This is a genomic window from Rhodanobacter sp. T12-5, from assembly GCF_008329435.1.
GTDB lineage: Bacteria > Pseudomonadota > Gammaproteobacteria > Xanthomonadales > Rhodanobacteraceae > Rhodanobacter.
In genome coordinates this window covers 548949-575785 of record NZ_NPKN01000001.1, presented here as the reverse complement: position 1 = coordinate 575785, position 26837 = coordinate 548949, and the positions used below count along the sequence as shown (strand labels likewise).

At 64.4% G+C, this 26837-nt stretch carries 22 protein-coding genes; 10 read left to right on the top strand and 12 right to left on the bottom strand.

Going from position 1 to position 26837, the window contains the following annotated elements; genetic code table 11:
* Positions 1-153 precede the first annotated feature (153 nt).
* Positions 154-3057, top strand: coding sequence for an EAL domain-containing protein (locus CIW53_RS02450; RefSeq protein ID WP_149363104.1), 2904 nt, complete (start codon positions 154-156; stop codon positions 3055-3057).
* Between the two features lie 45 nt (positions 3058-3102).
* Here the strand turns inward: CIW53_RS02450 and CIW53_RS02445 are convergent, their stop codons facing one another.
* On the bottom strand, positions 3103-3993 hold the full coding sequence (locus CIW53_RS02445) for an Hsp33 family molecular chaperone HslO (RefSeq protein ID WP_172969577.1): 891 nt from the start codon (positions 3991-3993) through the stop codon (positions 3103-3105).
* Positions 3994-4109: 116 nt separating this feature from the next.
* Between CIW53_RS02445 and mtgA the strand changes: the two genes are divergently transcribed.
* Both mtgA and CIW53_RS02435 read left to right on the top strand, forming a co-directional pair.
* Positions 4110-4850 (top strand): monofunctional biosynthetic peptidoglycan transglycosylase, encoded by a 741-nt coding sequence (mtgA, locus tag CIW53_RS02440; protein WP_149363102.1) that lies wholly within the window; start codon positions 4110-4112, stop codon positions 4848-4850.
* 187 nt (positions 4851-5037) lie between these two features.
* Positions 5038-5466, top strand: a complete 429-nt coding sequence (locus CIW53_RS02435) for a CBS domain-containing protein (protein WP_149363101.1) — start codon at positions 5038-5040, stop codon at positions 5464-5466.
* Positions 5467-5498: 32 nt separating this feature from the next.
* Here CIW53_RS02435 and CIW53_RS02430 read toward each other — a convergent pair whose 3' ends face one another.
* Positions 5499-6806 carry an MFS transporter gene (locus CIW53_RS02430; RefSeq protein ID WP_242451738.1) on the bottom strand — a complete coding sequence of 436 codons (1308 nt, stop codon included), beginning with the start codon at positions 6804-6806 and terminating at the stop codon, positions 5499-5501.
* A gap of 71 nt (positions 6807-6877) precedes the next feature.
* Here CIW53_RS02430 and CIW53_RS02425 point away from each other — a divergent pair, with 71 nt between their 5' ends.
* Positions 6878-8467 (top strand): choline dehydrogenase, encoded by a 1590-nt coding sequence (locus CIW53_RS02425; protein WP_149363099.1) that lies wholly within the window; start codon positions 6878-6880, stop codon positions 8465-8467.
* 113 nt (positions 8468-8580) lie between these two features.
* Here the strand turns inward: CIW53_RS02425 and CIW53_RS02420 are convergent, their stop codons facing one another.
* Both CIW53_RS02420 and CIW53_RS02415 read right to left on the bottom strand, forming a co-directional pair.
* A complete protein-coding gene (locus CIW53_RS02420) occupies positions 8581-10494 on the bottom strand; it encodes a M48 family metallopeptidase (protein ID WP_149363098.1) in 1914 nt (637 codons plus the stop codon).
* 49 nt (positions 10495-10543) lie between these two features.
* Positions 10544-11131 (bottom strand): LemA family protein, encoded by a 588-nt coding sequence (locus CIW53_RS02415; protein ID WP_149363097.1) that lies wholly within the window; start codon positions 11129-11131, stop codon positions 10544-10546.
* A gap of 54 nt (positions 11132-11185) precedes the next feature.
* On the opposite strand from CIW53_RS02415, the gene CIW53_RS02410 reads away from it, so the two are divergent.
* A complete protein-coding gene (locus tag CIW53_RS02410) occupies positions 11186-12499 on the top strand; it encodes a serine hydrolase domain-containing protein (protein ID WP_149363096.1) in 1314 nt (437 codons plus the stop codon).
* 110 nt (positions 12500-12609) lie between these two features.
* Here the strand turns inward: CIW53_RS02410 and CIW53_RS02405 are convergent, their stop codons facing one another.
* From CIW53_RS02405 to CIW53_RS02380, 6 genes are all read right to left on the bottom strand, one after another.
* The gene (locus CIW53_RS02405) at positions 12610-13632 is read right to left on the bottom strand and encodes an energy transducer TonB (protein ID WP_149363095.1); all 1023 of its coding nucleotides are present in this window, start codon (positions 13630-13632) and stop codon (positions 12610-12612) included.
* A gap of 389 nt (positions 13633-14021) precedes the next feature.
* A complete protein-coding gene (gene metJ / locus CIW53_RS18030; RefSeq protein ID WP_343191952.1) occupies positions 14022-14633 on the bottom strand; it encodes a met regulon transcriptional regulator MetJ in 612 nt (203 codons plus the stop codon).
* An 86-nt stretch (positions 14634-14719) separates the two neighbouring features.
* Positions 14720-15109, bottom strand: a complete 390-nt coding sequence (locus CIW53_RS02395; RefSeq protein ID WP_149363094.1) for a hypothetical protein — start codon at positions 15107-15109, stop codon at positions 14720-14722.
* A gap of 148 nt (positions 15110-15257) precedes the next feature.
* Positions 15258-15653, bottom strand: coding sequence for a glycine cleavage system protein GcvH (gcvH, locus tag CIW53_RS02390; RefSeq protein WP_149363093.1), 396 nt, complete (start codon positions 15651-15653; stop codon positions 15258-15260).
* Positions 15654-15745: 92 nt separating this feature from the next.
* Positions 15746-16846, bottom strand: a complete 1101-nt coding sequence (gene gcvT / locus CIW53_RS02385) for a glycine cleavage system aminomethyltransferase GcvT (RefSeq protein ID WP_149363092.1) — start codon at positions 16844-16846, stop codon at positions 15746-15748.
* A gap of 265 nt (positions 16847-17111) precedes the next feature.
* A complete protein-coding gene (locus CIW53_RS02380) occupies positions 17112-18509 on the bottom strand; it encodes an amidase (RefSeq protein ID WP_149363091.1) in 1398 nt (465 codons plus the stop codon).
* Positions 18510-18681: 172 nt separating this feature from the next.
* Here CIW53_RS02380 and CIW53_RS02375 point away from each other — a divergent pair, with 172 nt between their 5' ends.
* Entirely contained in the window at positions 18682-20283 is a 1602-nt protein-coding gene (locus CIW53_RS02375; protein ID WP_149363090.1) for an electron transfer flavoprotein-ubiquinone oxidoreductase, read from the top strand.
* A 30-nt stretch (positions 20284-20313) separates the two neighbouring features.
* Here the strand turns inward: CIW53_RS02375 and CIW53_RS02370 are convergent, their stop codons facing one another.
* Positions 20314-21225, bottom strand: coding sequence for a glycosyltransferase family 2 protein (locus CIW53_RS02370; protein WP_197736605.1), 912 nt, complete (start codon positions 21223-21225; stop codon positions 20314-20316).
* Between the two features lie 192 nt (positions 21226-21417).
* Positions 21418-21669 (bottom strand): hypothetical protein, encoded by a 252-nt coding sequence (locus tag CIW53_RS02365; RefSeq protein ID WP_149363088.1) that lies wholly within the window; start codon positions 21667-21669, stop codon positions 21418-21420.
* On the opposite strand from CIW53_RS02365, the gene CIW53_RS02360 reads away from it, so the two are divergent.
* The 4 genes from CIW53_RS02360 (at position 21668) to CIW53_RS02345 (ending at position 26825) form a co-directional block, all read left to right on the top strand.
* Positions 21668-23731, top strand: a complete 2064-nt coding sequence (locus CIW53_RS02360) for a glycoside hydrolase family 99-like domain-containing protein (protein WP_149363087.1) — start codon at positions 21668-21670, stop codon at positions 23729-23731. The genes CIW53_RS02365 and CIW53_RS02360 overlap by 2 nt on opposite strands.
* 113 nt (positions 23732-23844) lie before the next feature.
* Positions 23845-24591, top strand: a complete 747-nt coding sequence (locus tag CIW53_RS02355; RefSeq protein WP_149363086.1) for an electron transfer flavoprotein subunit beta/FixA family protein — start codon at positions 23845-23847, stop codon at positions 24589-24591.
* Between the two features lie 120 nt (positions 24592-24711).
* Positions 24712-25659, top strand: a complete 948-nt coding sequence (locus tag CIW53_RS02350; protein WP_149363085.1) for an FAD-binding protein — start codon at positions 24712-24714, stop codon at positions 25657-25659.
* 17 nt (positions 25660-25676) lie between these two features.
* Positions 25677-26825, top strand: coding sequence for a glycosyltransferase family 4 protein (locus CIW53_RS02345; protein WP_149363084.1), 1149 nt, complete (start codon positions 25677-25679; stop codon positions 26823-26825).
* The last annotated feature ends 12 nt before the right edge of the window (positions 26826-26837 follow it).

The following is a 26837-nucleotide window of genomic DNA, read 5'->3' as shown; positions in this document are numbered from 1 at the left end:
GAACGCACAAAAGTCATGTCTTGTTGTGGGTTGCGACCACCGGATCTTTCACAGGTTCCTGCGACCCCGATGCTGGCGGCATGGCCGACTAACACGATATAAAGGGAGTTGATGTCGAACCTGCCGGATCCACCCCGGAACTGAACGCCGCCGATGAGTGTCACTCCCACGATCCGCTCACCCCAGCCGACCTTGCAGGCTCAGGATCTTGCGGCGTTGCACCAGGTCGTGGAACAGCTGTTCCAGGCACCCGACGCAACCAGTGTGCTGGAAATCTGCGAAGTCATGCTGGGCAATTTCGGCATCGACACCCGCCTGCGCTGGCGCGGCCAGGATCAGCCGGGAAGCGAAGCCTCCCCCGCCGTTCTGAATCTGGCCGAGGATCCGCTGGGGTCGCGTGTGCTCACCCTGGACTGGGCCGACCAGCCACTGCCCAAAGGCGTGCACGAACAGCTCATGTGGCTGGGTCGCCTGGCCGAGTCGCGCCTGCGCCAGCTGGCCGAAACCAGCCGGCTGTATGAGGCGATTTCGCGGCTGGCGCTGGCCGAGCGACTGCAGCGCGCACTCTACGCGATCGCCGAACAGGCCGGTGCCGAACACGACATGCCTGAGATGATGCGTTCGCTGCACGGCATCGTCGGCAGCCTGATGTACGCCGAGAATTTCTACATCGTGCTGTACGACGCGGTCACGGGCACGGTCCGCTTCCCCTATTACATCGACATTGCCGACAACGACCCGCCGCCGCCCGACCAGGACGTGCCGCTGCACGACATGCTGCACAGCCTGACCTGGAACCTGTTGCAGGAGGGCCGACCCCTGATGGGATCGATCGACGAGCTGCGGCAGCAGTTCGACGATCGTTTCGTATTGTTGGGCCCGATTTGCGAACACTGGCTGGGTGTCCCGCTATTGCGCGCCGGTCACGTGGTGGGCGGCATCGTGGTGCAGAGCTACCGGGCCGATACGCATTACTCCCGGAACGACCTGGAGTTGCTGAGTTATGTCGCCCAGCACGTGCAGACCGCGCTGGAACGGCGCGAGGCGCACATCGAACTCGGCCGCCGCGTGACCGACCGTACCGCTGCCCTGCGCGAGGCGAACCGCGTGCTGCGCCAGCAGGTGTTGCAGCGTCAGCGCGGCGAACGCCTGCAGGCAGCACTGTTCCGCATCGCCGAACTGGCCAATGCCTCCGAGAGCCTGGAGAAATTCTACGCAGCGGTGCACCAGGTCATCAGCGGCCTGCTGTACGCACGCAACTTCTATATCGCGCTGCTCGACGAAGAAAATGACTGCCTCACTTTTCCCTACTCGGTGGACGAGGTCGACGCCGTGCGCCCGCCGCGCGCGCACGGACGGGGCGCCACCGAATACGTGTTGCGGCATGGCAAGCCGTTGCTGGCTTCGCCCCGAGATATCGACCAGCTGGTCGCCATCGGCGAAATCACCCACTTCGGTGCCCGCTCGGTGTGCTGGCTCGGCGTGCCGCTGATCTGGGGCGACAAGACGATGGGCGTGCTGGCCCTGCAGAGCTATTCGCCCGAACACACCTACAACGAGCGCGACCAGGAATTGCTCACCTTCGTCAGTTACCACATCGCCAACGCGTTGCAGCGCAGGCACGCGGACACGTCGCTGAAGCAGGCCTACTCCGGCCTGGAGCGCCGCGTCACCGAGCGTACCCGCGCGCTGGCGCTGGCCAACCGCGACCTGCGCGAACAAATTGCCGAACGCGAGCGTGTCGAACGCCGCCTGAAGTACGAAACCCTGCACGACTCGCTGACCGGCCTGCCCAATCGCACCCTGCTGCTGCAGCGGCTGGAACAGGCGTTGCAACGCTACATCCAGAATCCCAACGATCAATTCGCGGTGCTGTTCATCGACCTTGACCGCTTCAAGGTGATCAACGACTCGGTCGGCCACCTGATCGGCGACGACCTGTTGTTCCAGGTCGGCGGTCGTATCCGCGCCTGCCTGAAGACCCGCGACGTGGTGGCGCGGCTGGGCGGCGACGAGTTCGCAGTCCTTCTCGAAGGCATTGCCGACAGGGACAAGGCCATGCAGATTGCCGAACGCATCATCACCGAGTTGCAGACGCCGTTCCGGCTCGGCACCAAGGAGATATTCACCTCCGCGTCGATCGGCATCGCCCTTGCCGGACCGCATTATCGTCAGCCGGAAGAATTGCTGCGCGATGCCGACGCGGCGATGTACAACGCCAAGGACGGTGGCCGCCATCGCGCGGCGATGTTCGACGATCGCCTGCGGCGCGAGGCACTGTCACTGCTGGACATGGAGAGCGACCTGCGCCATGCGCTCAGCCGCAACGAATTCGTGCCGTTCTACCAACCCATAGTCGAACTGAGTGACGGCCGCATCACCGGTTACGAGGCGTTGCTGCGCTGGCATCACCCCGAGCGCGGCCTGCTGTCGCCGGACGATTTCCTGCTGATCGCCGAGGAATGCGGCTGCGCCGAAGCGATCGACTGGCAGATCTTCGAGCAGGTCTGCGCCCAGGCCGTACGCCTGATCGGCACCGATGGCTTCATCAGCATCAATGTCTCGGGCCGCCATTTCCGTTCCAGCGACCTCGACCAGCGCTTGCTCGCACTGTTCGACCAGTACGCCGTTCCGACGAAATGCATCCGCATCGAAGTCACCGAGCGCGCGCTGCTGGAAAACCCGACCCAGGTGAAACAGATGCTGCGCAACCTGCGCAGCCATGGCGTCGGCATCGCGCTGGATGATTTCGGCACTGGCTATTCCTCGCTCAGCTACCTGCACCAGTATCCGTTCGAGACGCTGAAGATCGATCGCTCCTTCATCACCGAGCTGCCGCCCGGCGACGAGGAGACACAGGGATTGGCACTGGTGCGTGCGATCCAGGTACTCGCGGACTCGCTGCAGATGAAGGTGATCGCCGAAGGCATCGAGGAGGAATCCCAGCGGCAGGCCCTGCTCAAGGTCGGTTGCCGCTACGGTCAGGGCTTCCTGTTCGCCATGCCGCAAGTCGCCGAAACCTGGCTGCACGCTGCCAGGCCGCTGATGCTGGCCTGACGCCCAGCCGTTGCGGTCGGCACCGACCCAAGGCTCGAACCGGCTTTACTGCTCCGTATCGGGAGCGCCCGGCGCGGCGTGCTCGCTGAGCAGATGCAGGGCGTCGATGCGGTCGAAGTGATAGCGCTGCGCACAGAATTCGCAGATCACCTCGATCTCGTCGCCACGCGCCGCCAGCGCCGCCTCGACTTCGTCGCGACCGAGCGAGCGCAACATCGAGCTCACCCGCCCACGGCTGCAGCTGCAGCCGAACGCCAGCGCCCGCGGCTCGAACAGACGCACCGATTCCTCGTGGTAGAGGCGATACAACAGCTGTTCCGGTGCGGTGCCCAGCAACTCCTCGACGCCGAGCGTGGCAGTCAACTGCACGATGCGGTTCCATGCATCGTCATCGAGCGCGGCGGCGTGTCCGCCTTCATCCGGCATCTTCTGCAACATCAGGCCGACCGCATGTCCGGCATCGGCCGCCAGCAGGATCCGCGCCGGCAATTGCTCGGATTGCACGAAGTAATTTTCCAGCGAGCCGGCGAGCCCGGCGTGCTGCAGCTCGACCAGCCCCTGGTAGCGCTGACCGCGCTCGACGTTGCCGATGGTGATCGCCATGACCGCATCGGGCAGCGCGTCCAGCGCCAACGGCTCCGGCAGTGACCCGTTCCAGCGCGCCAATCCACGCAACTGGCTCTGGTCGGTGCACTCGGCGAACAGCAGGCGCAACGCCCCGCTGCTCTTCAGCTCGATCGACAGCGTGCCATCGAGCTTGATGTTGCCGGTGAGCAGCGCGCTGGCGGCGAGCGCCTCGCCCAGCGCCGCATGCAGCACCGGCGGGTAGTCGGCGCGGCCGGCCACTTCGTGCCAGGCCGGACCCAGCCGCACAAGCGTGCCGCGCACTCCGGCACGCTCGAGCAGGAAACGATGCAGCACGTCTTCGACAGGCAGGTTTTCCACGGTGGGCGTTCTCTGGTTGATTCGGTCAGGCAATCGTCTCAGATGGGGGCACGGCGGAGCCGGGACAACGCCCCCTATACTGCCGGTGACTTCCCACGCGCTCATCCATGTCTCATCTGCTTCCCCGCCCATTGCTGACCCGACTGTTGCGCCCGCTGGCGATCCTGCTGCTGGCATGGCTGGCGTTGAGCTGGCTGATGGTGCTGGTGCTTCGCTTCGTGCCGCCATGGACGTCGGCGGTGATGCTGGAGCGCCAGCTCGGCGCATGGATCCATGGCGAGAAGGATTTTCACCTGCGCCAGCACTGGGTGCCGTGGCGCCAGGTGTCCGGGTGGGTGCCGCTGGCGATGGTCGCCGGCGAAGATCAGAAGTTTCCCTATCACCATGGTTTCGACTTCGATTCCATCCAGGATGCGATGGATGCGGCCGACGACGGCAAGCGCCTGCGCGGCGCCAGCACGATCAGCCAACAGACCGCCAAGAACCTGTTCCTGTGGAACGGTCGCAGTTTCGTGCGCAAGGGGCTGGAAGCGTATTTCACCGTACTGATCGAACTGACCTGGCCGAAGCAGCGGATCCTCGAGGTGTACATGAACATCGCCGAGCTGGGCAACGGCATCTACGGCGTGGGCGCGGCCAGCGAAGCGTACTTTCATGTCTCTCCGGCCCAGCTCGGCCCGGCGCAGGCTGCACGACTGGCCGCGGTGCTGCCGAGTCCGCGCCGGCTGCACGCCGATCGGCCCAGTGCCTATGTGCAGCGTCGCGCCGACTGGATCCAGCGGCAAATGACCCATCTCGGCGGCCCCGGCTATATCGAAGGTCGCGCGCCTCCGCACCCGCCGCATTGACGCGCGCGCCGCACCTTCATCCAGTAGCCGGTTGCCGGCGCATTTCCCCGCGAAGTGCGGCTTGCCGTGCACTCCGCGCGGGCCGTTCACGACGTCGGCAAGGCTTCACAACTTCACTACACGCCTTCGCGAAAGCGGCGTTAGACTCGCCCCAGACGGCCCGCCCGGAGCCGCTGGAGACCCACGCATGAGCCAGGTGAAACATCTGCTGGAAAGCAAGGGCAGCACGATCTTCGCCGTCCCGCCGGACGCACCGGTGCTCGAGGCGATCAAGCGCATGGCCGAACACCGCGTGGGCGCGTTGCTGGTCATGCGCGACAACGAACTGGTCGGGATCGTGTCGGAGCGCGACTATGCGCGCAAGGTGATCCTGCAGGGCCGCTCCTCTTCGCAGACGGCCGTATCCGAAATCATGACAGGCACACCGCTGACCGTCAGTCCGGAGACGGACGTGTTCGACTGCATGCGCCTGTGCACCGACAGCCGCGTCCGCCACTTGCCGGTGCTGCAAGGCGGCGCCGTGGTCGGCGTGATCTCGACCGGCGATCTGGTGAAGGCGGTGATCGACGCGCAGGCCGAGCAGATCGAGCACCTGCAGCGTTACATCACCAGTTAGGTCGGGAATCGGGGGAAACGTAACTGCCGGGTTCAAACTGGCGGTGTTTCGCCCTTGTCCAGCCGCACATGACCTTCCGGCGCCAGGTCCGGCGACCAGCCGGCGCGCCGGGACACGAAGGTGGCCAGGGTTGCCACGCCGGCGCCCAGCAGGGCCAGCCCGCTGATGCCCCAGCCGAGCATGCGCAGGCCGCTCACCGCGCTGGTCACCACCACGTCGCCGAAGCGCCACACGGCGGTCTCCACGAAGTTCTTGCCCTTGTAGCGCGTCTCGCGCGGCACGCGCGTGTACAGCGCATCCACCGCCGGCTTGGTCATGCCGTAGGCGAAGCCGCGGGTGACCACCTGCATCACCACCAACAGCGGCACGCTGACACTGAAAAGCGCGAGGTTGCCGCCGCCGGTCAACGCCACTCCAACCAGAAGTGCCAGATTTACCAGCGACGGCACCACCAGTCCCCAGCCCGCACCACGGCGCACCAGCAGCCACGGTGTCACACTCAGTTGCAGCGCAGCGCCGAGCAGATTGGTCGCCAGATCCAGATCGTTGTAGAACGACGTTCGCGCCACCGTGCTGGTGAAATGCGCCTTGGCGTAGTCGGCCACCAACGCATAGGCCAGCGTGCCGATGCCATCGCCGAACAGCATCAGCAAGGCCATGTAGCGCAGGAACGGCCGCGACCACAGCTCCCGGATACCGGCCCACAACGAACCACCGATCGCCTGCTCGCTCTGATTGCCGGGTCGCTGCTGTTGCTGTGCGGAAAGCCGCAGCAGCAAGATCAGCGACACTCCCAACGCCGCCGCCGACACCACCAGCAAGGGTGCCACACCGATCACCTGAACCAGCAATTTGGTCACCAGTGGACCGAAGATCGCACCGGCCATTCCGCCCAGCGCAATCAGCGAAAACACCCGTCGAGCTTCGCCACTCGAAAAGATGTCAGCCATGAAGCTCCAGAACAGCGACACCACGAACAGGTTGAACACGCTGGCCCAGACGAAGAACGCCACGCCCAACTCGCGCGCCCCTATGCGATCCTGCGCCACAAATGCAGGCACGAACGCGAGCAGGCAGAGGATGAAGAAGCTGTAGCTCCAGCCGATCAATTGCCTGCGTCGGAAACGCGCCACCAGCATGCCGAACACCGGCGTCAGCAACAGCATCACCACGAACACGGTGCCGTAGAACAGCGGCAGCGACCGCGAACCGACCGCGCCGCTCAGCTGGCCCATGACTGGCCGGATGATGTAGTACGAAGTCATCACGAAAAAAAACGCCAGCGCGGACAATGTCGGCGCGGCGGCTTGTTCCACAACGGTTTGGCGGGGCAAACTCACGGACACATCCAGCGTGGGGCGCGGCCAGCCTAACATGCGGCCTGGGCCATCCAGCAAAGAGCACAAGACGCATGAAGCCATACGATTACGTCATTGTCGGCGCCGGCTCGGCCGGTTGCGTACTGGCCAACCGGCTCAGTGCGAATCCGGCCAACCGGGTGTTGCTGCTGGAGGCCGGCGCAGCGGACTGGAACCCGCTGATCCACATGCCCGCCGGCATCGCGCGGCTGGCCAACAACCGACGGATCAACTGGAACTACCGCACCGAGCCGGAACCCGCGCTCAACCAGCGTCGGCTGTGGTGGCCGCGCGGCAAGACCCTGGGCGGCTCCAGTTCGATCAATGCGATGTGCTACATCCGCGGCGTGGCAGCCGACTACGACAGCTGGGCCGAGGCAAGCGGCGACGCGCGGTGGTCGTGGCTGCAGGTGTTGCCGTGGTTCCTGCGCAGCGAGGACAACAGTCGAGGCGCCAGCGCGCTGCATGGCGTCGGCGGCCCGCTCGGCGTGTCCGACTTGCGCCATCACAACGTGCTGTCGGCGGCGCTGATCGAGGCGGCCGCGAGCGCCGGCTACCCACGCAATGACGATTTCAACGGAGCGCAGCCGGCCGGTTTCGGGCTGTACCAGGTAACCCAACGCAACGGGGCGCGCTGCTCGACCGCGGCGGCCTACCTTAAGCCGGTACGCCAGCGCGAGAACCTGCATGTGCGCACGCACTCGCTGGTCGAGCGTGTGTTGATCGAGCGCGATCGCGCCGTCGGCGTGCAACTGCGCCGCGGCCGGCACGATTCGGAGCGGATTGAAGCGGGCAAGGTGATCCTCGCAGCCGGCGCGATCAATACGCCGCAACTGCTGATGCTGTCCGGACTCGGCCCGGCCGATCATCTGCGTGAACACGGCATCGAGCCCTGCGTCGACCTGCCCGGGGTCGGCGCCAACCTGCAGGATCATCTGGATATCTGCACGCTCGACGCCAGCACGCAGAAAGTCAGTTACGACCATCTCAACGAACTGGGCACCGGCCTGCGCTGGTGGCGTCATCGCGATGGCCCGGGCAGTTCCAACGTGGCCGAGGCCGGTGGCTTCGTGCGCAGCGGCCTGGCCGCCGATGCGCGCTGCGACCTGCAGTTCCACTTCGTGCCCGCGCTGCTCGACGATCACGGTCGCCATCGCCTGCCCGGCTATGGCTACACCTTGCACGCCTGTTACCTGCATCCGCACAGTCGTGGGCGGCTGCGCCTGCATTCGGCCGATCCGGAGCAGCCGATCGCGATCCACGCCGGCTACCTGAGCGATCCGGAAGGCCACGACCTGAAGATGATGATCGCCGCGGCGAGGCTGTCACGCGAGATCCTCGACCAACCCGCTTTCGCGGCCTATCGCGGCGCGCCGGTATTCCCCGAACGCCGGATCCGCAGCGATGCCGAGTACGCCGATTTCATCCGGCGCAAGGCCGAGACCATCTACCACCCGGTCGGCAGCTGCCGCATGGGCAAGGACGATGCCGCGGTGGTCGACAGCGAACTGCGCGTGCGCGGCGTGCAGGGTTTGCGCGTAGTCGACGCCTCGGTGATGCCGAGCCTGCCCACCGGCAACACCAACGCACCGACGATCATGATCGCCGAGCGGGCCAGCGCGCTGATCCTCGGCGAGGCCTGAGTTTCGCACGAGGGCCGACGCGGCTGCAGGAGCGACTTCAGTCGCGATGCTTTTGATTCACTCCACACACCAGAGCATCGCGACTGAAGTCGCTCCTACAGGACAGCGCGTGGCTATGCCGGCACCGGGCAGTGCAGGCTGGCGCAGATGATCCGCAACAGTTCGGCCTCCTCCACGCTGACCTGACCATCCGCGCGAATGGCACAGAGCAGACTCTGGATCACCAGTTCCTTGGCCACCGGCATCAATCCGTCCAGGTCATCCAGCGCGTGCTCCAACGGCGCCTGCCAGGCCGCGGGCGGCGGGGACCACTCGATCGCCTCGCCGGGAAAGGCGTGTTGCATCGCCAGCAGCCAGGCACGGCGTGCACTTGCCTCGTCGGAGCAGCCGCCCGCGGCGACGATGGCGCAGACCAGGATCACGCTGTTGCGGCAAGCCGGCAGTTTCTTCAGGCCGTCGATCGGCGCGCGGCGGGGTTGGCGAGCCTCCTGCAATTGCATGCGCACCAGCCGGACCAGGCAATACTCGTTGAGGTCGACCTTGCCGTCCACCCGAACGAGGGCATCGAGCGCGCCCAGCAAAGTTTGCTGGCGCCCCTCGGACAATTGCTTCAATGCGGGAAGCGCGAGCGCCGCCAGCGGCAGGCGGGCGATCGGCGGCAGCGCCTCCACCTCGGCAGCGATCGCCTGCACGGCCTGCTGCTCGTCATCGCCAAACGCGTCGGCGACAATCCGACGCTGGGCCACGTGCAGTTCGACTTGCGCGGCGGACATCGCCAAGGCGAGCATGACCGTCAGCGCCGATTCGGGCTGCTGCACGGCCACCGTCAACGCTGCCGGCATCGCCTGATGCACCGCGGCGGCACGCTGGAAACGCGTCGAATCCGCAACGCCGCCGGCAGCTTGCGCCAAGGCGGCACCAGCCACTACGCCAGGCAGCGGCGGCATCCCGGGAGCAGGCACGCGCACTGGTTCCGTCGACTTGCCTGCGACACCCGCGGAGCGGGCCTCGGCGACCTGCTGCATGGATACCGCCAGTCGGGCCAACTCCTCGTCGCGAAAGCCGGGCTCCAGCGCGCGAATACGTTGCAGCAACGGCGGATGGGTGGCGAACAGCGCGCTGAACTTGCCCGCTTCGCCGAACAGCATGTGCGCCACCTCCTGCTTGTTCGCCACCTGCAATTGCGAGCCTTCGCTGAGGATCGCGATCTTCTTCAGCGCACCGGCGATACCGTCGGTCTGGCGAGTGAACTGCACCGCCGAGGCATCGGCCAGCGACTCGCGCGAGCGCGCCACCGCGGCCTGGATCAACCGTGCGAAGAAATAGCCGATGTAGCCGACCACGATCAGCGCCAGCCCGATCATCCACACCTGGCCACCGCCGCCATCGCGCCGGCTGCTGCGCCCGCCGCCGTACCAGATCACCTTGCGCCCCACGATCGCCAGCACCAGGATGCCGAACAGCAGCCCCATCAGGCGGATGTTCAGGCGCATGTCGCCGTTGAGCACGTGGCTGAATTCGTGCGCGATCACGCCCTGCAATTCATCGCGAGTCAGATTGTCGAGGCAGCCCCGGGTCACGCACACCGCCGCGTCGGAGGCGGAGTAGCCGGCCGCGAAGGCGTTGATGCCCGGCTCCTCGGCCATCAGGTAGATGTCCGGCACCGGCACGCCGGCAGCGATCGCCACTTCCTCGATCACGTTGCGCAACTGGCGCAGTTGCGGGTCGCGGGTATCCGTCGGCACCGGCGTCGCGCCGACGCTTTCGGCGACGGTCTTGCCGCCACCGGACAGGCTCATGATCCGGAACAGCGAGCTGAGCCCGATCCCGGCCAGCACCACCGCACTGCTGGCGAACATCAGCGGCAGGTTCGACGCCGCGGGCTGGCCGTCCATCGGACGGTGACCCATCGCCAGCCACACCACCGCGTCGATCGCCAGCACGATCGCGATCACCGCCAGCACGAACAGCGCGACCAGCCGCCGACTGCTGCCGCGTACGCGCGCCTGTTGCGCAAAGAAATCCATGCAGACTCCGGTCAGTACTCGAGGCGTTGGCCGCGAGAGGCCGAGGCAATCAGCTGAAGGAAACCTTCGGTACGTCACGCACGGCCGGATCCTCGATCTTCAACGGCTCCGCCGCGGTGAAGCCGAAGCTGTTCGCCACGAAGGAAGCCGGGAAGACTTCGCGCTTGTTGTTGTAGGTCAGCACCGAGTCGTTATAGGCCTGCCGTGCGAAGGCGACCCGGTTCTCGGTCGAGGTCAGCTCTTCGGAGAGCTGCATCATGGTCTGGTTCGCCTTCAGGTCGGGGTACGCCTCCTGCAGCGCGAACAAATGACCCAGAGTTTGTGTCAAAGCGTTTTCGCTGCTGGCCAGCTGCTGCATCGCGCCCGGATCGCCCGGATTGGCCTTGGCACCGGCCAGCCCGCTGACCGCCGCATTGCGCGCCTGCACGACCGCCTCCAGCGTGCCGCGTTCGTGCGCAAGGTAACCCTTGGCGGTTTCGACCAGGTTCGGGATCAGGTCGTGTCGCCGGGTCAGCTGCACGTCGATCTGCGCAAACGCGTTCTTGTAGCTGTTACGCGAAGTCACCAGTCCGTTGTAGATCGCCACGAAGTACAAGACAATCAGAACGACAACAATCAGAACAATGATCAGGCTCATCGTCAGCTCCCACCCTCAAGGCGCATCCCCACGCCGGAATCACGCCAGAATATCATGCAGTTTCAAAAGATCTTCCTGCTGATCGCAGGCACCTTCGGACTGGCCTGCTCGCCGGCCGGTGCCCATCCCTCACCTGCTGCGCCACCATCCCGAAGCCAGACTCCCGATGCGTCGCAAGCGCTGCCGACGGAACGCGTCAAGCGCACGCTTGCCGATTACCGGCGCTGGCTGGAGCAGGTCGACGAACGACATGCGGTGGCCGGGCTTGCCACCGCCGTGGTGATCGGCGACAAGGTCGTCTTCGAAGGCACGATCGGCTATGCCAACGCCGCCACCAGGGAACCGGTCACGCCGACCACCGTGTTCCGGCTCGCCTCGTTGTCCAAGGCATTCGCCACCGCGATCACCGGTCTGCTGGTGGACGACGGCAAGCTGAGTTGGGATACCAAGCTGGTCGACGTGCTGCCGTACTTCAAGCTCAAGGACATGCAGGCCGCGGCCCAGGCCACGGTCAGCGACATTCTCGGCCAGCGGCTGGGCCTTCCGCGCAATACGTACGACAACATGCTCGAGGGCGACGTTTCCTACGAGGAGCTGGTGCGCAAGCTCGACGAGGTCAACCTGGTCTGCGGTGTCGGCCAATGCTATGGCTACCAGAACGTCGCCTTCGGCATGATCGGCGACGTGGTGCTCGCGCGCACCGGCGACTTCTTCTACCACCAGGTCGACAAGCGCCTGTTCTACCCGCTGGGCATGACCACCGCCAACTATGGTCGCGCGGGGCTGGAATCCAGCAAGAGCTGGGCTCGCCCGCACCGGGCGACCAGTCATGGCTGGGTACCGTTCGAACCGAGCGAAACCTACTACCGTGTCGCGCCGGCGGCCGGCGTCAACGCCAGCCTGCGCGACATGGAAAAGTGGTTGATCGCGCAAATGGGCGGACGCCCGGACGTACTGCCGGCAGCACTGCTGAAGGTGCTGCACGCCCCAGGCATCGCCACCCCCAGCGAGATGCACGCGACGCCATGGCGCCGGGCTCGCCTGACCGCTGCGCACTACGCGCTCGGTTGGCGGGTCTATGAGTACGGCGGCGAGACCCTGATCTACCATGCCGGCGCCGTGGCCGGTTATCGCACGATGATCGGCTTCTTTCCGAAATACCACGCCGGCGTGGTCACCCTGTGGAACTCGACCGGTCCGATCCCGAGCGGATTGATGCCGATGGTGTTCGACGACCTGCTCGGCCTTCCTCATGTGGACTGGGCCGACATCGAGGGCAAGGTCATGCCCGCCGCGACAAGGTCGAAGAAGAAGCCCGCAACGCACCATCGGTCGCGCCACCGCCATCGCAAGGGATATCGCGACTAGGGCTGGATCGCCAGAATGCCAGCCCGAAAGCCATCATCCAACCATATCCACCCACAGAAACGGCGCATGCATGCATGCGCCGTTTCTGTGGGTAATGCCGCAGCAGAAGCTTAGAGGTTGAACTCGATCTTCTGCGACCGCACGCTCGGCACGGCCACGCCATCCTTCATCGCCGGAGTGAAGCGGTAGCGGCTCACCGCGTCCATTGCTGCACGATCGAACACCCGGCGCGGCTGTGAACTCACCACCGTCACGTTGTCGGTACGGCCGTTGGGAAGGATCGTGAACGAGACGATCACCCAGCCGCTCTGATGCGACCGCAGTGCTGTTGCCGGGTAGTTCGGCTCGACGCTCTTGACCAGTACCGCCTCACTGGTCGGCCCGCCAGCGGCAGCTGCAGCGGCAGTGTTGTTCTCACCCGCTGCCGGCGTGCTTTGCGCCGGCTGACGCGTCGGCTGCTCCACCGGCTTCTTCGGCTGCTCGGCCGCCACGGATTTCTGCTGCGCCGCCAGTTGATCCGCTGCTGCCTTGTCGGCCGCGGCTTTCTGCGCCGCCAGCTCCTGCGCCTTCTGCTGATCGAGTGCCTGCTGCTGTTGCTTGTCCAGCAATTTGCGCTGGGCATCGAGCTTGGAACGCAGAATGGTCAGCGTGAAATTGGTCGGATCGGCCTTGGCGAGCAAGTCGATCTGACGTTGCGCTTCGTTGAAGTCGCGCGAATTGATCGACTGCTCCGCCGAGTTGGCCGCGAACGGGAAAGTCTCGCGCAGGGCGTCCGACGCCACCCGGTTGCCGGGTTGTTTTTCCAGCACGCGCAGATAGAACTCATACGCGTTGTTGCCGGCAGGCGCGAGGTAGCGTTGCTCGTTCATCGCCTTGCGCGCTTCGGCCAGCAGCTGGTCGATGTCCATTGCCGCCACGTTGGCCGGCGGCGGCGCCGCGCTGCTGGCTGCGATGGAGACCGGCGTGGAAGGATGACCACCGGAATCGGCCATGATCAATTCCTGATGCGGCTTGATGATCAGGAACCAGGCGCCCAGGGCAAGCAGCACGATGACGGCAATGATGGCGATGACTACGGGCCTGACGACCCCACGCGCATGCCTGCGTGTATCAAGTATGTATCGGGTATCCATGGTCTCTCACTGAGTGTCGACAGATACCCGCGCTTTTTCCCCCTGTCGATCCAGGAGCGATGAGTCCCCGGACTCACCGCGGCGCGGATGTGCGAAAGGTAGCTCCTATAAAGCAGCACGGCAAATCGGGAGCGGTTTCACAGCGCCGAGACGGATTTTGCTCCAGGCGGGCAGAGGACCCGACGGCATCCTTTCACGGACTCCCTGCGGTGAATCCAGGGTGCGGCAGGGCGAAGCAGGTCATCCACGCTCACTTGCGGACCCCACAAACGAAGCGTCCCGGCCAGGCCGGGACGAATCTTCTCGAAGTGCTCTCCCCGCGCTGGGCACCGCGGGGAGAGAAATCGAATAACTTGAGTCTTGTTGTTTGTTGCCTTGCTTCTTGTCGCTTACTTCTTCTTGGCGGTCTTGGCCTTCGCGGTCTTGGTGGCTTTCACCACCTTGGCCGGTGCAGCTTTCTTGGCGGCCGGCTTCTTGGCAGCCTTCTTCGCGGCGACTTTCTTCACCGCGACTTTCTTCACGGCGGACTTCTTGGCGGCTGCCGGTTTCTTGGCGGCAGCTTTCTTGGCGGCCGGCTTCTTGGCGACCTTCTTGGCAGCGGGCTTCTTGGCTACCGGCTTCTTGCTGGCGACCTTCTTGGCAGTGGATTTCTTGGCGGCGGCCTTCTTGGCGGCCGGTTTCTTTGCAGCGGATTTCTTGGCAGTGGCCATGGTTCGTCTAAGCTCCTCATCAGTTGGCAGTGGTTGCCCAGTAAAAGCGTGCAGGAACGCCTCGACCAACAAGTCGCTGTTGGTGGCGTGCCGAAGATTGTTCACTTGTCGGTGTGTGCGCAAATCGGAAAGCCGCCGCAATACATGCAGCGGAATCGAGACGGTGATCTTGCGTACTGCATTCGCCTTTTCACCGTGTTCGACATAAGGCTTGATGAACTTTGCTGTTGCCATAACGCACATTCCCCGTGATCTGTTGCGAAAGCTATCCCTGAAGATTTCGGCTGTCAATTGATTTCAGCCATGAAATCAAACCCCTCGATCACCCCCCAGACCGGGCCAAAGCCCGTTGCAGCATGGCCTCGGGGGCATTCGCCCTATTCATTAAATGGACGTCTATACATCCATACGAAATTCAACGAAAAACAGCAATATCGCTTGAAACCTTTGTGGCACAACGATTTCATGACATCGCGCAATTCTCCGGCCGACAAATCGTTGCAACAGGAGGCCATGCGAAGCCGGCAGATTTCGACCGACTGCAACGCCCGTCCTACATGAACGGAACGCCACTGAAACAGGTCGAATATTTTTCGAACCGGATCTTCCGCGAGCATCGCGGAACCCTCGCCGCGGCGACGGCGGGTCGACTGGCCATGCCTCTCGATCGTCGATCGGGAGGGCCGCGACGAATCCTCTCGCGCCATCTTCGCCATCTTGTCGCGGACGTCCATCGCGACTTCATCGCAAACGACATGTCGACGCATGCTCGCCATCGCCGACGCAAATCACGCCTCCGTGCGCAAGACATTCGTGCGCGATCGGAACGGCACTCGTCGCATGCCGGAACGCCGGTCCGAAAACGATGCCGGCCGCACGTGGCGGCCGGCACATCGCACATGGATGACGGAGAACTCAGTGGTCTTCGTTCTCGATGACTTCCTCGTACTCGTTCGCATCGAGCAGCTCGTCCAGCTCGGCGCGATCGCTGGGGCGCACGAGGAAGATCCAGCCTTCGCCGAACGCGTCCTCGTTGATGGTCTCCGGCTTGTCGTTGAGGAGCTCGTTGACCTCGACGATCTCGCCGGACACCGGCGAGTAGATGTCCGAGGCGGCCTTCACCGACTCCACCACGGCGGCGCCGTTACCCGCCTTCACGGCCGAGCCCACTTCCGGCAACTCGACATAGACCAGATCGCCGAGCTGACCCTGCGCGTGGTCGGAGATGCCCACGCGAACCAGGCCATCGTCTTCGACGCGGGCCCATTCGTGGGACTTGAGGAATTTCAGATCGCCGGGAATCTCGCTCATGATCGGGTCCAGTCGTTGGTTGCAGAGGGTTGCAGGGGAGTGATTCTAGCCTCATCCGTCACGTCAAAAAACGTGACGGCGGCGTCAAGCGTTCAGATCCCTTCGCAGGGCTTGCCGTCGCGCACGAACGGATACTTCACCAGCCGCACCGGCACCTCGCGGCCGCGGATGTCGACCCGCACGTCGCCCGGTGCGCCGGCCGGGATCCGCGCGAAAGCCACGGCCTTGTCGAGCGTCGGTGCAAAACTGCCGGAAAGGATCTCGCCCTCGCCATTCGCCGTCAGCACTTTCTGGCCGTGCCGCAGCACACCCTTGCCATCCAGTACCAGCCCGACCATCACGCGCGGTACGCCGGCGGCCTTCTGCTGCTCGAGCGCGGCGCGACCGATGAAGTCGCGCCCTTCGTCCAGCGCGATCGTCCAGCCCAGGTTGGCTTCCCAAGGCAGCACGCTCTCGTCCATGTCCTGGCCATACAGGTTCATGCCGGCTTCCAGCCGCAGCGTGTCGCGCGCGCCGAGGCCGCACGGCGCGACGCCGGCCGCGGCCAGCGCCTCCCACAACGCCACCGCGTGCTCCCTCGGCACGATGATCTCGAAGCCATCCTCACCGGTATAGCCGGTACGCGCGACGAACAACGGCATCCCGTGCGGACCCTGCGCCGCGGCGGCTGCAAACTTGCCGAGCTTGCCGATGCGCGGGCGATCGACCTCGTGCAGCAGGTCGAGCACCTTCGCGCGCGCGTTCGGCCCCTGCACGGCGATCATCGCGAAATCGGGCCGCTCCTTCACTTCCACGCCGAACGCCTGCGCCTGCCGTTCGATCCAGGCCAGATCCTTCGCGCGCGTGGCCGCGTTCACCACCAGCCGGAAATGCGCTTCGTCGAAGAAGTACACGATGAGGTCATCGATCACGCCGCCGCGCTCGTTCAGCATGCACGAGTACAGCGCCTTGCCCGTGACCTTCAGCTTGTCGACGCTGTTGGCCAGCAGGTGGCGCAGGAACTCCCGCGTGCGTGCGCCATGCAAGTCGATCACGGTCATGTGCGAGACGTCGAACATGCCGGCGTCGCGGCGCACCGCGTGATGCTCCTCGATCTGCGAGCCGTAGTTGATCGGCATGTCCCAACCGCCGAAGTCGACCATCCGCGCGCCCAGCGCGCGATGGGTGGCGTTGAGTACGGTCTGTTCGGTCATCGCGGTTTGCCTGGCGGGGAAAGGCCTGCATTATCGCCGCCGGCCCGGGGCAATCCAAGCGCGACGGACCCGGCAGTGCGGATCAGGCCAGTACCGAATGGCACTTAACTTAAGCCCCCGTTCGTCCTGAGTAGGCCGAAGGCCGAAGTCGAAGGACATACCGACGATGAGCTGTCCATGCCTGGTGGCGCTTCGACTCCGCCCGCTACGCGGGCTACGCTCAGCGCGAACGGTTGGGAGTCGGGTGGCCTTAAGTAAGTGCCATTCAGGCCAGCACCGGATAGGTCGGTTCGACATCCAGCGTGGCCGCACATACCGCCGCCAGTTCCAGCAGGCGCAGATCCGAGCCGCGCGCACCCACCAATTGCAGGCCGATGGGCAGACCATTGGAGAGCGTGCCCATCGGCAGGCTCACCGCCGGGCATCCGGCCAGGCTGGCGAAGCTGGTCAGGTCGGCCTGCGAATCGGGCGCCGGACCATCCAGCGGGAAGGCCCCTTGCGGCGTGGTCGGCAATACCAGCACGTCGACCTGGGCGAACAGCCGGCGCATCTTCAGGGTGGCCGCATCGAGCACACGATCGGCCACCGCATAATCGGCCGCGCTCTTGCCGGCTGCGAAACCCAGCATGTTGCGGAAGCGCGCGGATACGGGATGCTCCGCATTGGCCAGATCCGCGGCGAAGGTGCCCAGCATCTCCGCCTCCATCAGCATCAGCCCGGCGCGGCGGGTGCGGCTGAAATCCCAGTCGGCGAAATCCACCGTGCGACGATCGCCCAACGCATGGGGCAATTTCGCCAGCGCCGCCTCGAACACCTCGATCACTTCCGCCTGTACGCCGACCGCCGCCAGGTCCGGCAGCAGACCGGCGCGCAGGTTGCCCGGCTCCCAGTCCGGCAAGGCAAAGGCAACCCGGCGCCGGCGCGAGCGCGCGTCGTCGGCATCGTAACCGGCGAGTACCTGCAGCAGCACGGTGAGGTCATCCGCGCTGCGCGCCAGCAGGCCCACCGCATCGAGCCGGCGCGCCGCCGGCACCAGGCCGCGAGCGGAAATTTCGCCGTGCGTCGGCTTCAACGCATACACGCCGCAATAGCTGGCCGGGATGCGGATCGAGCCGAGACTGTCCGAACCGATCGCGGCCACCGCCAGTCCCGCCGCCACCGCGGCCGCCGCGCCGCCGGAGGAGCCGCCGGCGCTGTAGCCGTGCCGATGCGGATTGTGGGTCGCGCCAAAATGCGGGTTGTCGGTGACCGCGCCCAGCGCGCCTTCGTCCATGTTGGTCTTGCCCACCAGCACCGCGCCGGACGCGCGCAGCCGCGACACCACGTGGGCATCGCTTTGCACCGGTTTCTCGCGACCCGGCAGACCGACCCGGGTCGGCCAACCGGCCATGTCGAAGTTGTCTTTCAAAGCCAGCGGAATGCCGTCGAGGCGTCCGATCACGCCGTCACGGCGACGGCGGTCGGCCATGTGCGCCTGTTCCTGCAGCAGGCCGTAACGTACATCGACATAAGCATTGAGTTCGGGATTGAGCCGTTCGATCGCGGTCTGGTAGGCATCGGCCAGCGCCTGCGGTTGTACGCGGCCGCCCGCCAGCCAGTGCAGCAACTGGCACAGCGAGGCGCGACGCAGGTCGAGATCGGCAATCGGCGGCATCGAATTCATGAACACTCCTTCGGATATGGCCCGATTATCGCCGCGTCCGGTGAAACGATTGCAAGTGGTGGCGCAGCACGCGTTGCCGCGCAGCGCGCGAAACCGGACAATGGCGCCTTGATCCATACCGCCACGCACGGCAATCGCCTGCAGCACACACACCCGCACGATGGAGTCCGCCATGAGCGAACGCGAAACCATGGAATACGACGTTGTCGTCGTCGGCGCAGGTCCGGCCGGCCTGTCGTTCGCGATCCGTCTGAAGCAGCTCAAGCCCGACGTGAACGTGTGCGTGATCGAGAAGGCCTCGACCATCGGCGCGCAGATCCTGTCCGGCGCGGTGATCGAACCGCAGCCGCTGGATGCCCTGCTGCCCGGCTGGCGCGACAACCCGCCGCCGATCTGCGTGCCGGCCGGCGAGGACGAGTTCTGGCTGTTGAGCAAGGACGGCGGGAACAAGCTGCCGGTGCCGCCGGGCATGCGCAACCACGGCAACTTCATCGTTTCGCTGGGCGCGATGTGCGCTTGGCTGGCGCCGCAGGCCGAAGCGCTGGGCGTCGACGTGTTCCCCGGCTTCGCTGCCGCCGACACCATATATAACGAGGATGGTTCGGTCGCCGGCGTGCGCATCGGCGACATGGGCGTGGCGAAGGACGGCACGCACAAGCCCGGCTACACCGAGGGCATCGACATCAAGGCGAAGGTCACCGTGCTGGCCGAAGGCGCCCGCGGCAGCCTCACCAAGCAGTTGATCAAGCGCTTCAAGCTCGATGCCGACAGCGACCCGCAGGGCTACTCCATCGGCATCAAGGAGCTGTGGCAGGTGCCGGCCGGCCGCGTCACCCCGGGCAAGATCGTGCACAGCATCGGCTGGCCCGCCGACACGCATACTTATGGCGGCAGCTTCCTGTACCACCTGGACAAGGACCGCATCGCGCTCGGCTACATCAGCGGGCTCGACTACAGCGATCCCGAATACAAGCCGTGGGAGGCGTTCCAGCAGTGGAAGAACCACCCGATGGTGAAGCCGCTGCTGGAAGACGGCACCATCCTCTCTGCCGGCGCCCGCGCCATCGTCACCGGCGGCTGGCAGTCGCTGCCCAAATGCGAGATGCCCGGCGCGCTGCTGATCGGCGACACGGCCGGCCTGCTCAACGTGCCGAAGATCAAGGGCACGCACCAGGCGCTGAAGAGCGGCATGCTGGCCGCCGAACACCTCGCCGCGAACGGTCTGGACGCCACCGGCTTCGACGCAAAACTGCGCGGCTCCGAAGTGATGGCCGAGCTGAAGAAGGTGCGCAACATCAAGCCTGCGTTCAAGAAGGGCCTGTGGTTCGGCCTGCTCAACGCGGCATGGGAAACCGTCACTGTCGGCCTGTCGCCGTGGACGCTGAAGAACAAGGCCGACTGGTCATCGCTGCACAAGCTCGGTACGCAGGAAGAACCCAAGCGCGACTACGTGCAGCGCACGCTGCCCCCACGCGACCGCCTCGCCGGCGTCTACTTCGCTGCCACCGAGCACGACGAAGATCAGCCGATCCACCTGCACGTGGCCGACACCAGCATCTGCATCGACCGCTGCACCACCGAATACGACAACCCGTGCACGCGCTTCTGTCCGGCCAACGTCTACGAGATCGTGGAGGACGACGCCGGAAAGCGCCTGCAGATCAACGCCGCCAACTGCGTGCACTGCAAGACCTGCGACATCAAGGACCCTTACGAAATCATCACCTGGGTCACGCCCGAAGGCGGGTCGGGGCCGAATTACCAGAACCTGTGATTTCGCCGCAACCGGACCACGACGCGGCAATCAGAACCTGCGCAGCATCACGGCCAGCACCATGCCCAGGTTGCCGGCCATGGTCTGACGATAGATGCCCGAACGAGCCAGTGACCAGAGCCGCTTGAGGATCCAGGCGTTCCTGACGTCGTTGAACAACGCCAGGATTCGCCTGTTGTCCTGCGTCAGCTTCGTCTCGAGAACTTGCAGCCCGGTCAGGTTGATGTCGTTCCAGACCTTGTAGCTTCCGCACAACATCTTCTTCAGTCGATCCAGACGCGACGCGATGCCCGCGTTGGATCCGATCAGGTTGGCTTCGTGCTGGCGGTAGCCCACGGTGGGTACGGCATCGTAGTGGACGCTGCCGCCACAACCGGTCACCACCAGATAAGCCCACCAGTCATGCGACGTCACGGGTAGTCCTTCAGGCGCCTGCATCATCAACTCGCGGGTCGCCGCATTCAGCAGCATGGTATTGCCCCCCGCCAGACTCTGCGCCAGCGCGTTCCTGAAACCGGGCTTGCGCGCAAAGAGCGGCGAATAGCCGACTGACCGCCCCTCGACATCGATCAGCCGGGTTCTGCCGCAATAGAGCGCGGGACGATCTGCAGGCTGTTGCCTGATCCATTCCAGTGCCCTGCTCAGCTTGTTCGGCTCCCACCAATCGTCCTGGTCGCAAAACGCGTAGAAATCACCAGTGACAGACGACTGATGCAAAAGCGACACGAAATTTGCCGCGTAACCGGCTCGCGGGCCCTCAAGGAGTACCAGTCGATCGGGGCCTGCTTTCGCCCGGAATTCATCCAGTATGGAAAGTGTCCGGTCGCTGGAGCCGTCATCGGACGCGAAAATCACCCAGTCCCGGTGATCCTGCATGAGGATCGAGTCGAGCTGCCTGGACAGATGACGCTCGCCGTTGAAGGTTGCCAGCAGGATCGCCACTCGTTCATTTCGTACTGCAGGCATAACTCTCCCGATTCCTGCTGCCGCGGAGCAGGTGACGCACTGGTTTCACGATGCTCGCCCCTGCGAGGTGGCTCGCGGTGGAGAGCCCGGCTTGCTCCGGATGGCCTGCCACCATGCCTGCATGCAGTTGCCGATGGGCCGGCCGGCGGAGCGATTGTAGTCCGAGTGCTACCGGCAGCACAGCCAATGCGTCTGCTGCGACGGTGCCAAATGGTTCAAGCGGTACGACACCCGAAGTGACTCGATGCGCCAACGCGCGCGGAACGCATGCAAGCCCGCCACGGTGCGGATATGCTGATTGGCCGACGGACCCTTGCCATGGTCGGCGCCCGGTGTGCCGACGATACCGGCGTCGCATGCCGAATTGACCATGGGCACCTCAACCTCGATGCTTCCGTCGTCATTGCCAAAGGTCATCATGTCACTACGCCATTTCGCCAAGCGCTACATGTTCTTCGTGTTGCGCGCCGGGTTCCGCCTGACGCCCATGTCGGGCGCCGCACGCGACCGGTGCCGCCAGTATTTTCTCGATCGGCACGCCGATCTGCTGCCGCCGGGGCCACGTGGGCAGACTGACGTTACGGCCCCCGTGAAGCGTCGCCCGCGACTTCACGCGGCGGGGCGCGCCATCGGCCATGTCGCGCGCCGCAAGGGGCCCCTGCCCGAACCACTGCCCGCCACCCTGGTGGCCTTCTATCTGCCGCAGTTCCACCCGATTCCGGAGAACGACGCATGGTGGGGCGAGGGTTTCACCGAGTGGCGCAACGTGACGCGTGCGCTGCCGCAGTTCGAGGGGCACGCGCAACCGCGGTTACCCGCGGATCTGGGCTTTTACGACTTGCGCGTTCCCGATGTCATGCGCCGGCAGATGCAGCTCGCGCGCGAGTACGGCATAGGCGCGTTCTGCACTTATTTCTACTGGTTCGCCGGCAAGACCTTGCTGGAAGCGCCGTTGCGCCAATGGCTGAACGACCCCTCCCTGGATCTTCCGCTGTGTCTTTGCTGGGCGAATGAAAACTGGTCGCGTCGATGGGACGGCCGGGCAACCGACATTCTCATCGGACAGCAGCACAGCGCTGCCGACGACCTCGCCTTCATCGAATACATCGCGTGCTACCTGGCGGATCCGCGTTACCTGCGCGTCGACGGCAAGCCGCTGCTGCTGCTCTACCGCCCCGGCCTGCTGTCGGACCCGAAGGCGACCGTCGCGCGCTGGCGCGAGTGGTGCCGCAACCATGGCATCGGGGAAATTCACCTCGCCTACGTACAGAGTTTCGATCGCATCGACCCACGCGACATCGGCTTCGACGCGGCCGTGGAATTCCCGCCCAACAGCCCGACCCCAAAACTGATCACCGCGCGACAGCAGCTGATCAATCCGGACTATCACGGCGACGTCCACGACTGGCGCGAAAACGTCCGTCAGTCCGTGACGCAATCCGAACCGGCGTATCCGCGTTACCCCGGCGTCAATCCCGGCTGGGACAACGAGCCGCGCCGGAGCGGTCGCGGCGCCGTATTTGCGCATGCTTCGCCACGCGGCTATCGCGACTGGCTGCGCCACGCCATCGCCATCGCCACCCGACGTTTTCCGACGCAACCACTGGTGTTCATCAACGCCTGGAACGAATGGGCTGAAGGTGCCGTGCTGGAGCCGGATATCCGGCTCGGCCACGCGTGGCTGGAAGCCACTCGCCAAGCCCTCGCCCCCGTACCTGTTCCCGATCTGCGACCCTGCGCGGTCATCCACATCTGGTATCCGGATTTGCTGGACGAACTCGTCGGAGCATTGCGATCCAGCGGCATCCCCTGGCGGATCATCATCACCACGGCCAGCGAGCAGGAACAGGTCGTACGAAAGCGTGCGGCGAAATTGCATCTCGACGCCGAGATCGAGGTGTTCGAAAACCGTGGCCGCGACATCCTGCCCTTTCTCCATGTCGCCAACCGATTGCTCGACGAAGGCGTCGTGACCGTGCTGAAGCTGCATGGCAAGCGCTCCACGCATCGCGAAGACGGTGACGCCTGGCGAAACGAGTTGCTCGACAAGCTGCTTGCACCCGAGCGGGCCAGCCGCATCCTCGAGGCATTCGCCGATGACCCCACCCTGGGCATCGTCCACGCCGAAGGCCACCTGCAGCCATTGCACTACTACTGGGGCGAAAACCAGGCCAATGTCGACTACCTCTGTCGCCGTGCCGGTATCCCGGCGCCCGAGGCCATGAGCGACAGCTTCGTCGCCGGCAGCATGTTCTGGCTGCGCCCCGCGGCATTGCGGATGCTGCTGGACGCGCACCTCGAAGTGCTGGATTTCGAAGCCGAGGCGGCTCAACTCGACGGCACCCTGGCGCATGCGGTGGAGCGCATGTTCAGCCTCTGCGCCACAGCGAATGGCTTCACCACGAAGAGCGCAGCCTCGCTGACGGGTCAGGAAGAAGGCAGAACAATCTCCTCCTATCCCTACGCACAGCGTAGCGGCTGAGCCCTGCGCCTCGGCGGTTCCGGCGCAATCACTTCATGCAAAGGTTTGATGCCGGCTAGAATGGGCGTTCACGCGCCCCGACACCGGGGCAGCCAACGAGACAGGAATCGCAGATGAAAATTCTGGTCGGCTACAAGCGCGTCGTGGACTACAACGTGCGCATCCAGGTCAAGCCCGACGGCAGCGGTGTGGTCACCGACGGCGTCAAGCTGTCCGCCAACCCGTTCGACGACATCGCGCTGGAAGAGGCGCTGCGTCTGCGCGAAAAGGGCATCGCCGAGGAAGTGATCGTGGTCGGTATCGGCCCCGCCGATCTCACCGCGCACCTGCGCAATGGCCTGGCGATGGGCGCGAACCGGGCGATCCACGTGGTGACTGCCGACGCGGTGCAGCCACTGACCGCCGCGCGCGTATTCCTCAAGCTGATCGAGAAGGAGCAGCCGGGCCTGGTGATCCTCGGCAAGCAGGCAATCGACGACGACGCCAACCAGACCGGCCAGATGCTCGCGGCACTGTGGGATCGCCCGCAAGCCACGTTCGCCGGCAAGGTCGAGGTGGCTGACGGCAAGGCCAAGGTGACCCGCGAAGTCGACGCCGGCCTCGAAGCGATCGAGGTGGATCTTCCGGCGGTGATCACCACCGACCTGCGCCTCAACGAACCGCGCTTTATCAAGCTTCCGGACATCATGAAGGCCAAGTCCAAGCCGATCGACAGCATCGAATTCGGCTCGCTCGGCGTCGAGGCGCACGACCACCTGAAAACCACGCAGTACGCGGCACCCGCCAAACGCAGCAAGGGCGTGATGGTGAAGGACGCGGCCGAACTGGTTGCCGCGCTGAAACAGAAAGGCCTGCTGTAACCCCCTACCCGTGTAGGAGCCCGCTCGCGGGCGATGCCCTTTTTCGAAGTCCGTAGATTCCAGAGCAGCAGCATCGCCCACAAGTGGGCTCCTACACACAAAGAAGTTTCGGAGACATATATGAGCAAGATCCTCGTCATCGCCGAACACCTCGACGGCAAACTCAACTCCTCCACCGCGCGCGCCGTAAGTGCCGCCAGCGCGGTGAAGGGCGAAGCGATCGACGTGCTGGTGCTGTCCGATGCGCCTGAAGCCGTCGCCGCCGAAGCGGCGAAGATCGAGGGCGTGAGCCGCGTACTCACCGTCGCCCGCCCCGAGAACGCGCATCCACTGGCCGCCGTGCTGGCGCCGCAGATCGCCAAGGCCGCCACCGGCTACAGCCACGTCTTCGCGCCTTCGACCACGTTCGGCAAGGACGTCGCCCCGCGCGTGGCCGCCTTGCTCGGCGTGGCCCAGGTCAGCGACGTGATGAGCGTGGAGGCTGCACATACCTTCACGCGACCGATCTACGCCGGCAACGCCATCATCACGGTCGAGGCGGATGCGGCACACACCGTTGTCGCCACCATCCGCACCGCCTCCTGGCCAGCGGCTCCCAGTGGCGCCAACAACGCGCCGGTCGAAGCACTGACCGTCGACGCAGCCCTGCCCACGCATACCCGCTTTGTCGAACTCAAGCAGGGCAGCAGCGACCGCCCGGACCTGCAGAGCGCCAGCAAGGTCGTCTCCGGTGGCCGCGGCGTCGGCTCGAAGGAGAATTTCGACATCATCTACAAGTTCGCCGACCGGATCGGCGCCGCCGTCGGCGCCTCACGCGCCGCCGTCGATGCCGGTTACTGCCCGAATGAAATGCAGGTCGGCCAGACCGGCAAGATCATCGCCCCGGAGCTGTACATGGCCATCGGCATCTCCGGCGCGATCCAGCACCTCACCGGCATCAAGGACGCCGGCACCATCGTGGCGATCAACAAGGACGGCGAGGCGCCGATCTTCGAGATTGCCGACTTTGGTTTGATGGGGGATTTGTTCAAGATTATTCCGGAGCTGGAAGCGGCGCTGGGCGCGTGACCTTCAGGCGCTGATTCATGACGACCAGTGACAACACTCTTCGACCGCCTCGCATTTGCGTGGTCGGTCCGGTACTTCCGTTTCGGGGAGGAATATCACACTACAACAGCATGTTGTTTCGCGCGCTGAAGGACATAGGCGTGCAGGTCAGCATGTTCTCGTTTTCACGCCAATACCCGAAGCTGCTGTACCCCGGTGCCAACGACCGCGATCCCGCTCTAGGCACCTACAGAGAGCCGGGGGTGCACTACACCATCGACTCGATCAATCCATTCACGTGGTGGAGAACCTCCCGCAGGATCGCAAGTGAACTCCCCGACATGGTCGTGTTTCATTGGTGGACAGTGTTTTGGGCACCGTGCTTTGTCTTAATGGCGTACTTACTGAAGAGGCGAGGTATTCGGATCGTACTCATTTGCCACAACTTGGTTGATCATGATTCGGGCGCTCTGAAGTCAACGATTTCACGGTGGGCACTCAACATGGCTGACGCCTATCTCGTTCATTCTAGCGAGCATAAAAGAAGACTTCTGCTAGAGAAACCCAACATCCCGGTAGCACAACACCCAATTCCGGTATACGGCCATTATCCGCAAGCGCAGCATAAATTGCGCAAGCGGGGGCGCCTGGAACTATTGTTCTTTGGCTTTATTCGCCCCTACAAAGGGCTGGATGTGCTGATTGACGCAATGCACCAGCTGAGTGATCCTGATGTTCATTTAACGGTGATTGGTGAGTACTGGGGTGATCCCTCTGCACTGCTGGAACAGCTTTCCAGGCACCAAGAAATCGAAGCTTATCTAAGCTACATGAGTGACGAAGAAGCCGCCGAGTATTTTGAGAGGGCCGACTTCGTAGTGCTTCCATATCGCGCAGCAACAGGTAGCGCTGTTGCTTCGGTAGCTTTTCATTACAACAAACCAATAATTGCATCGCGCACCGGCGGGCTTCCGGATGTGGTTATCGATGGCTATACCGGCAAACTGGTGACCCCGAACGATCCAAGGGAGTTGGCTAGTGTCTTGCGCCAGATGAACCGCACGCAGGCGCAGCTATTGTCAGATGGTGTCCGTAATTTTAAGGCGAGTAATAGCTGGCAGTCGCTTTGCAACGAATTGCTCCTACTCGAAAAGGGCTCATCTACCAGAGATACGGCTCTCCCCTGAGACCAAAATTCG

Bases quoted from the DNA above. Each gene is read 5' to 3' on its own strand.
- CIW53_RS02450 (WP_149363104.1), top strand. From the start codon at position 154: ATGAGTGTCACTCCCACGATCCGCTCACCCCAGCCGACCTTGCAGGCT.
- mtgA (WP_149363102.1), top strand. From the start codon at position 4,110: ATGTCTCATCTGCTTCCCCGCCCATTGCTGACCCGACTGTTGCGCCCG.
- CIW53_RS02435 (WP_149363101.1), top strand. From the start codon at position 5,038: ATGAGCCAGGTGAAACATCTGCTGGAAAGCAAGGGCAGCACGATCTTC.
- CIW53_RS02425 (WP_149363099.1), top strand. From the start codon at position 6,878: ATGAAGCCATACGATTACGTCATTGTCGGCGCCGGCTCGGCCGGTTGC.
- CIW53_RS02420 (WP_149363098.1), bottom strand. From the start codon at position 10,494: ATGGATTTCTTTGCGCAACAGGCGCGCGTACGCGGCAGCAGTCGGCGG.
- CIW53_RS02415 (WP_149363097.1), bottom strand. From the start codon at position 11,131: ATGAGCCTGATCATTGTTCTGATTGTTGTCGTTCTGATTGTCTTGTAC.
- CIW53_RS02410 (WP_149363096.1), top strand. From the start codon at position 11,186: ATGCAGTTTCAAAAGATCTTCCTGCTGATCGCAGGCACCTTCGGACTG.
- CIW53_RS02405 (WP_149363095.1), bottom strand. From the start codon at position 13,632: ATGGATACCCGATACATACTTGATACACGCAGGCATGCGCGTGGGGTC.
- CIW53_RS02395 (WP_149363094.1), bottom strand. From the start codon at position 15,109: ATGCGTCGACATGTCGTTTGCGATGAAGTCGCGATGGACGTCCGCGAC.
- gcvH (WP_149363093.1), bottom strand. From the start codon at position 15,653: ATGAGCGAGATTCCCGGCGATCTGAAATTCCTCAAGTCCCACGAATGG.
- gcvT (WP_149363092.1), bottom strand. From the start codon at position 16,846: ATGACCGAACAGACCGTACTCAACGCCACCCATCGCGCGCTGGGCGCG.
- CIW53_RS02380 (WP_149363091.1), bottom strand. From the start codon at position 18,509: ATGAATTCGATGCCGCCGATTGCCGATCTCGACCTGCGTCGCGCCTCG.
- CIW53_RS02375 (WP_149363090.1), top strand. From the start codon at position 18,682: ATGAGCGAACGCGAAACCATGGAATACGACGTTGTCGTCGTCGGCGCA.
- CIW53_RS02360 (WP_149363087.1), top strand. From the start codon at position 21,668: ATGTCACTACGCCATTTCGCCAAGCGCTACATGTTCTTCGTGTTGCGC.
- CIW53_RS02365 (WP_149363088.1), bottom strand. From the start codon at position 21,669: ATGATGACCTTTGGCAATGACGACGGAAGCATCGAGGTTGAGGTGCCC.
- CIW53_RS02355 (WP_149363086.1), top strand. From the start codon at position 23,845: ATGAAAATTCTGGTCGGCTACAAGCGCGTCGTGGACTACAACGTGCGC.
- CIW53_RS02350 (WP_149363085.1), top strand. From the start codon at position 24,712: ATGAGCAAGATCCTCGTCATCGCCGAACACCTCGACGGCAAACTCAAC.
- CIW53_RS02345 (WP_149363084.1), top strand. From the start codon at position 25,677: ATGACGACCAGTGACAACACTCTTCGACCGCCTCGCATTTGCGTGGTC.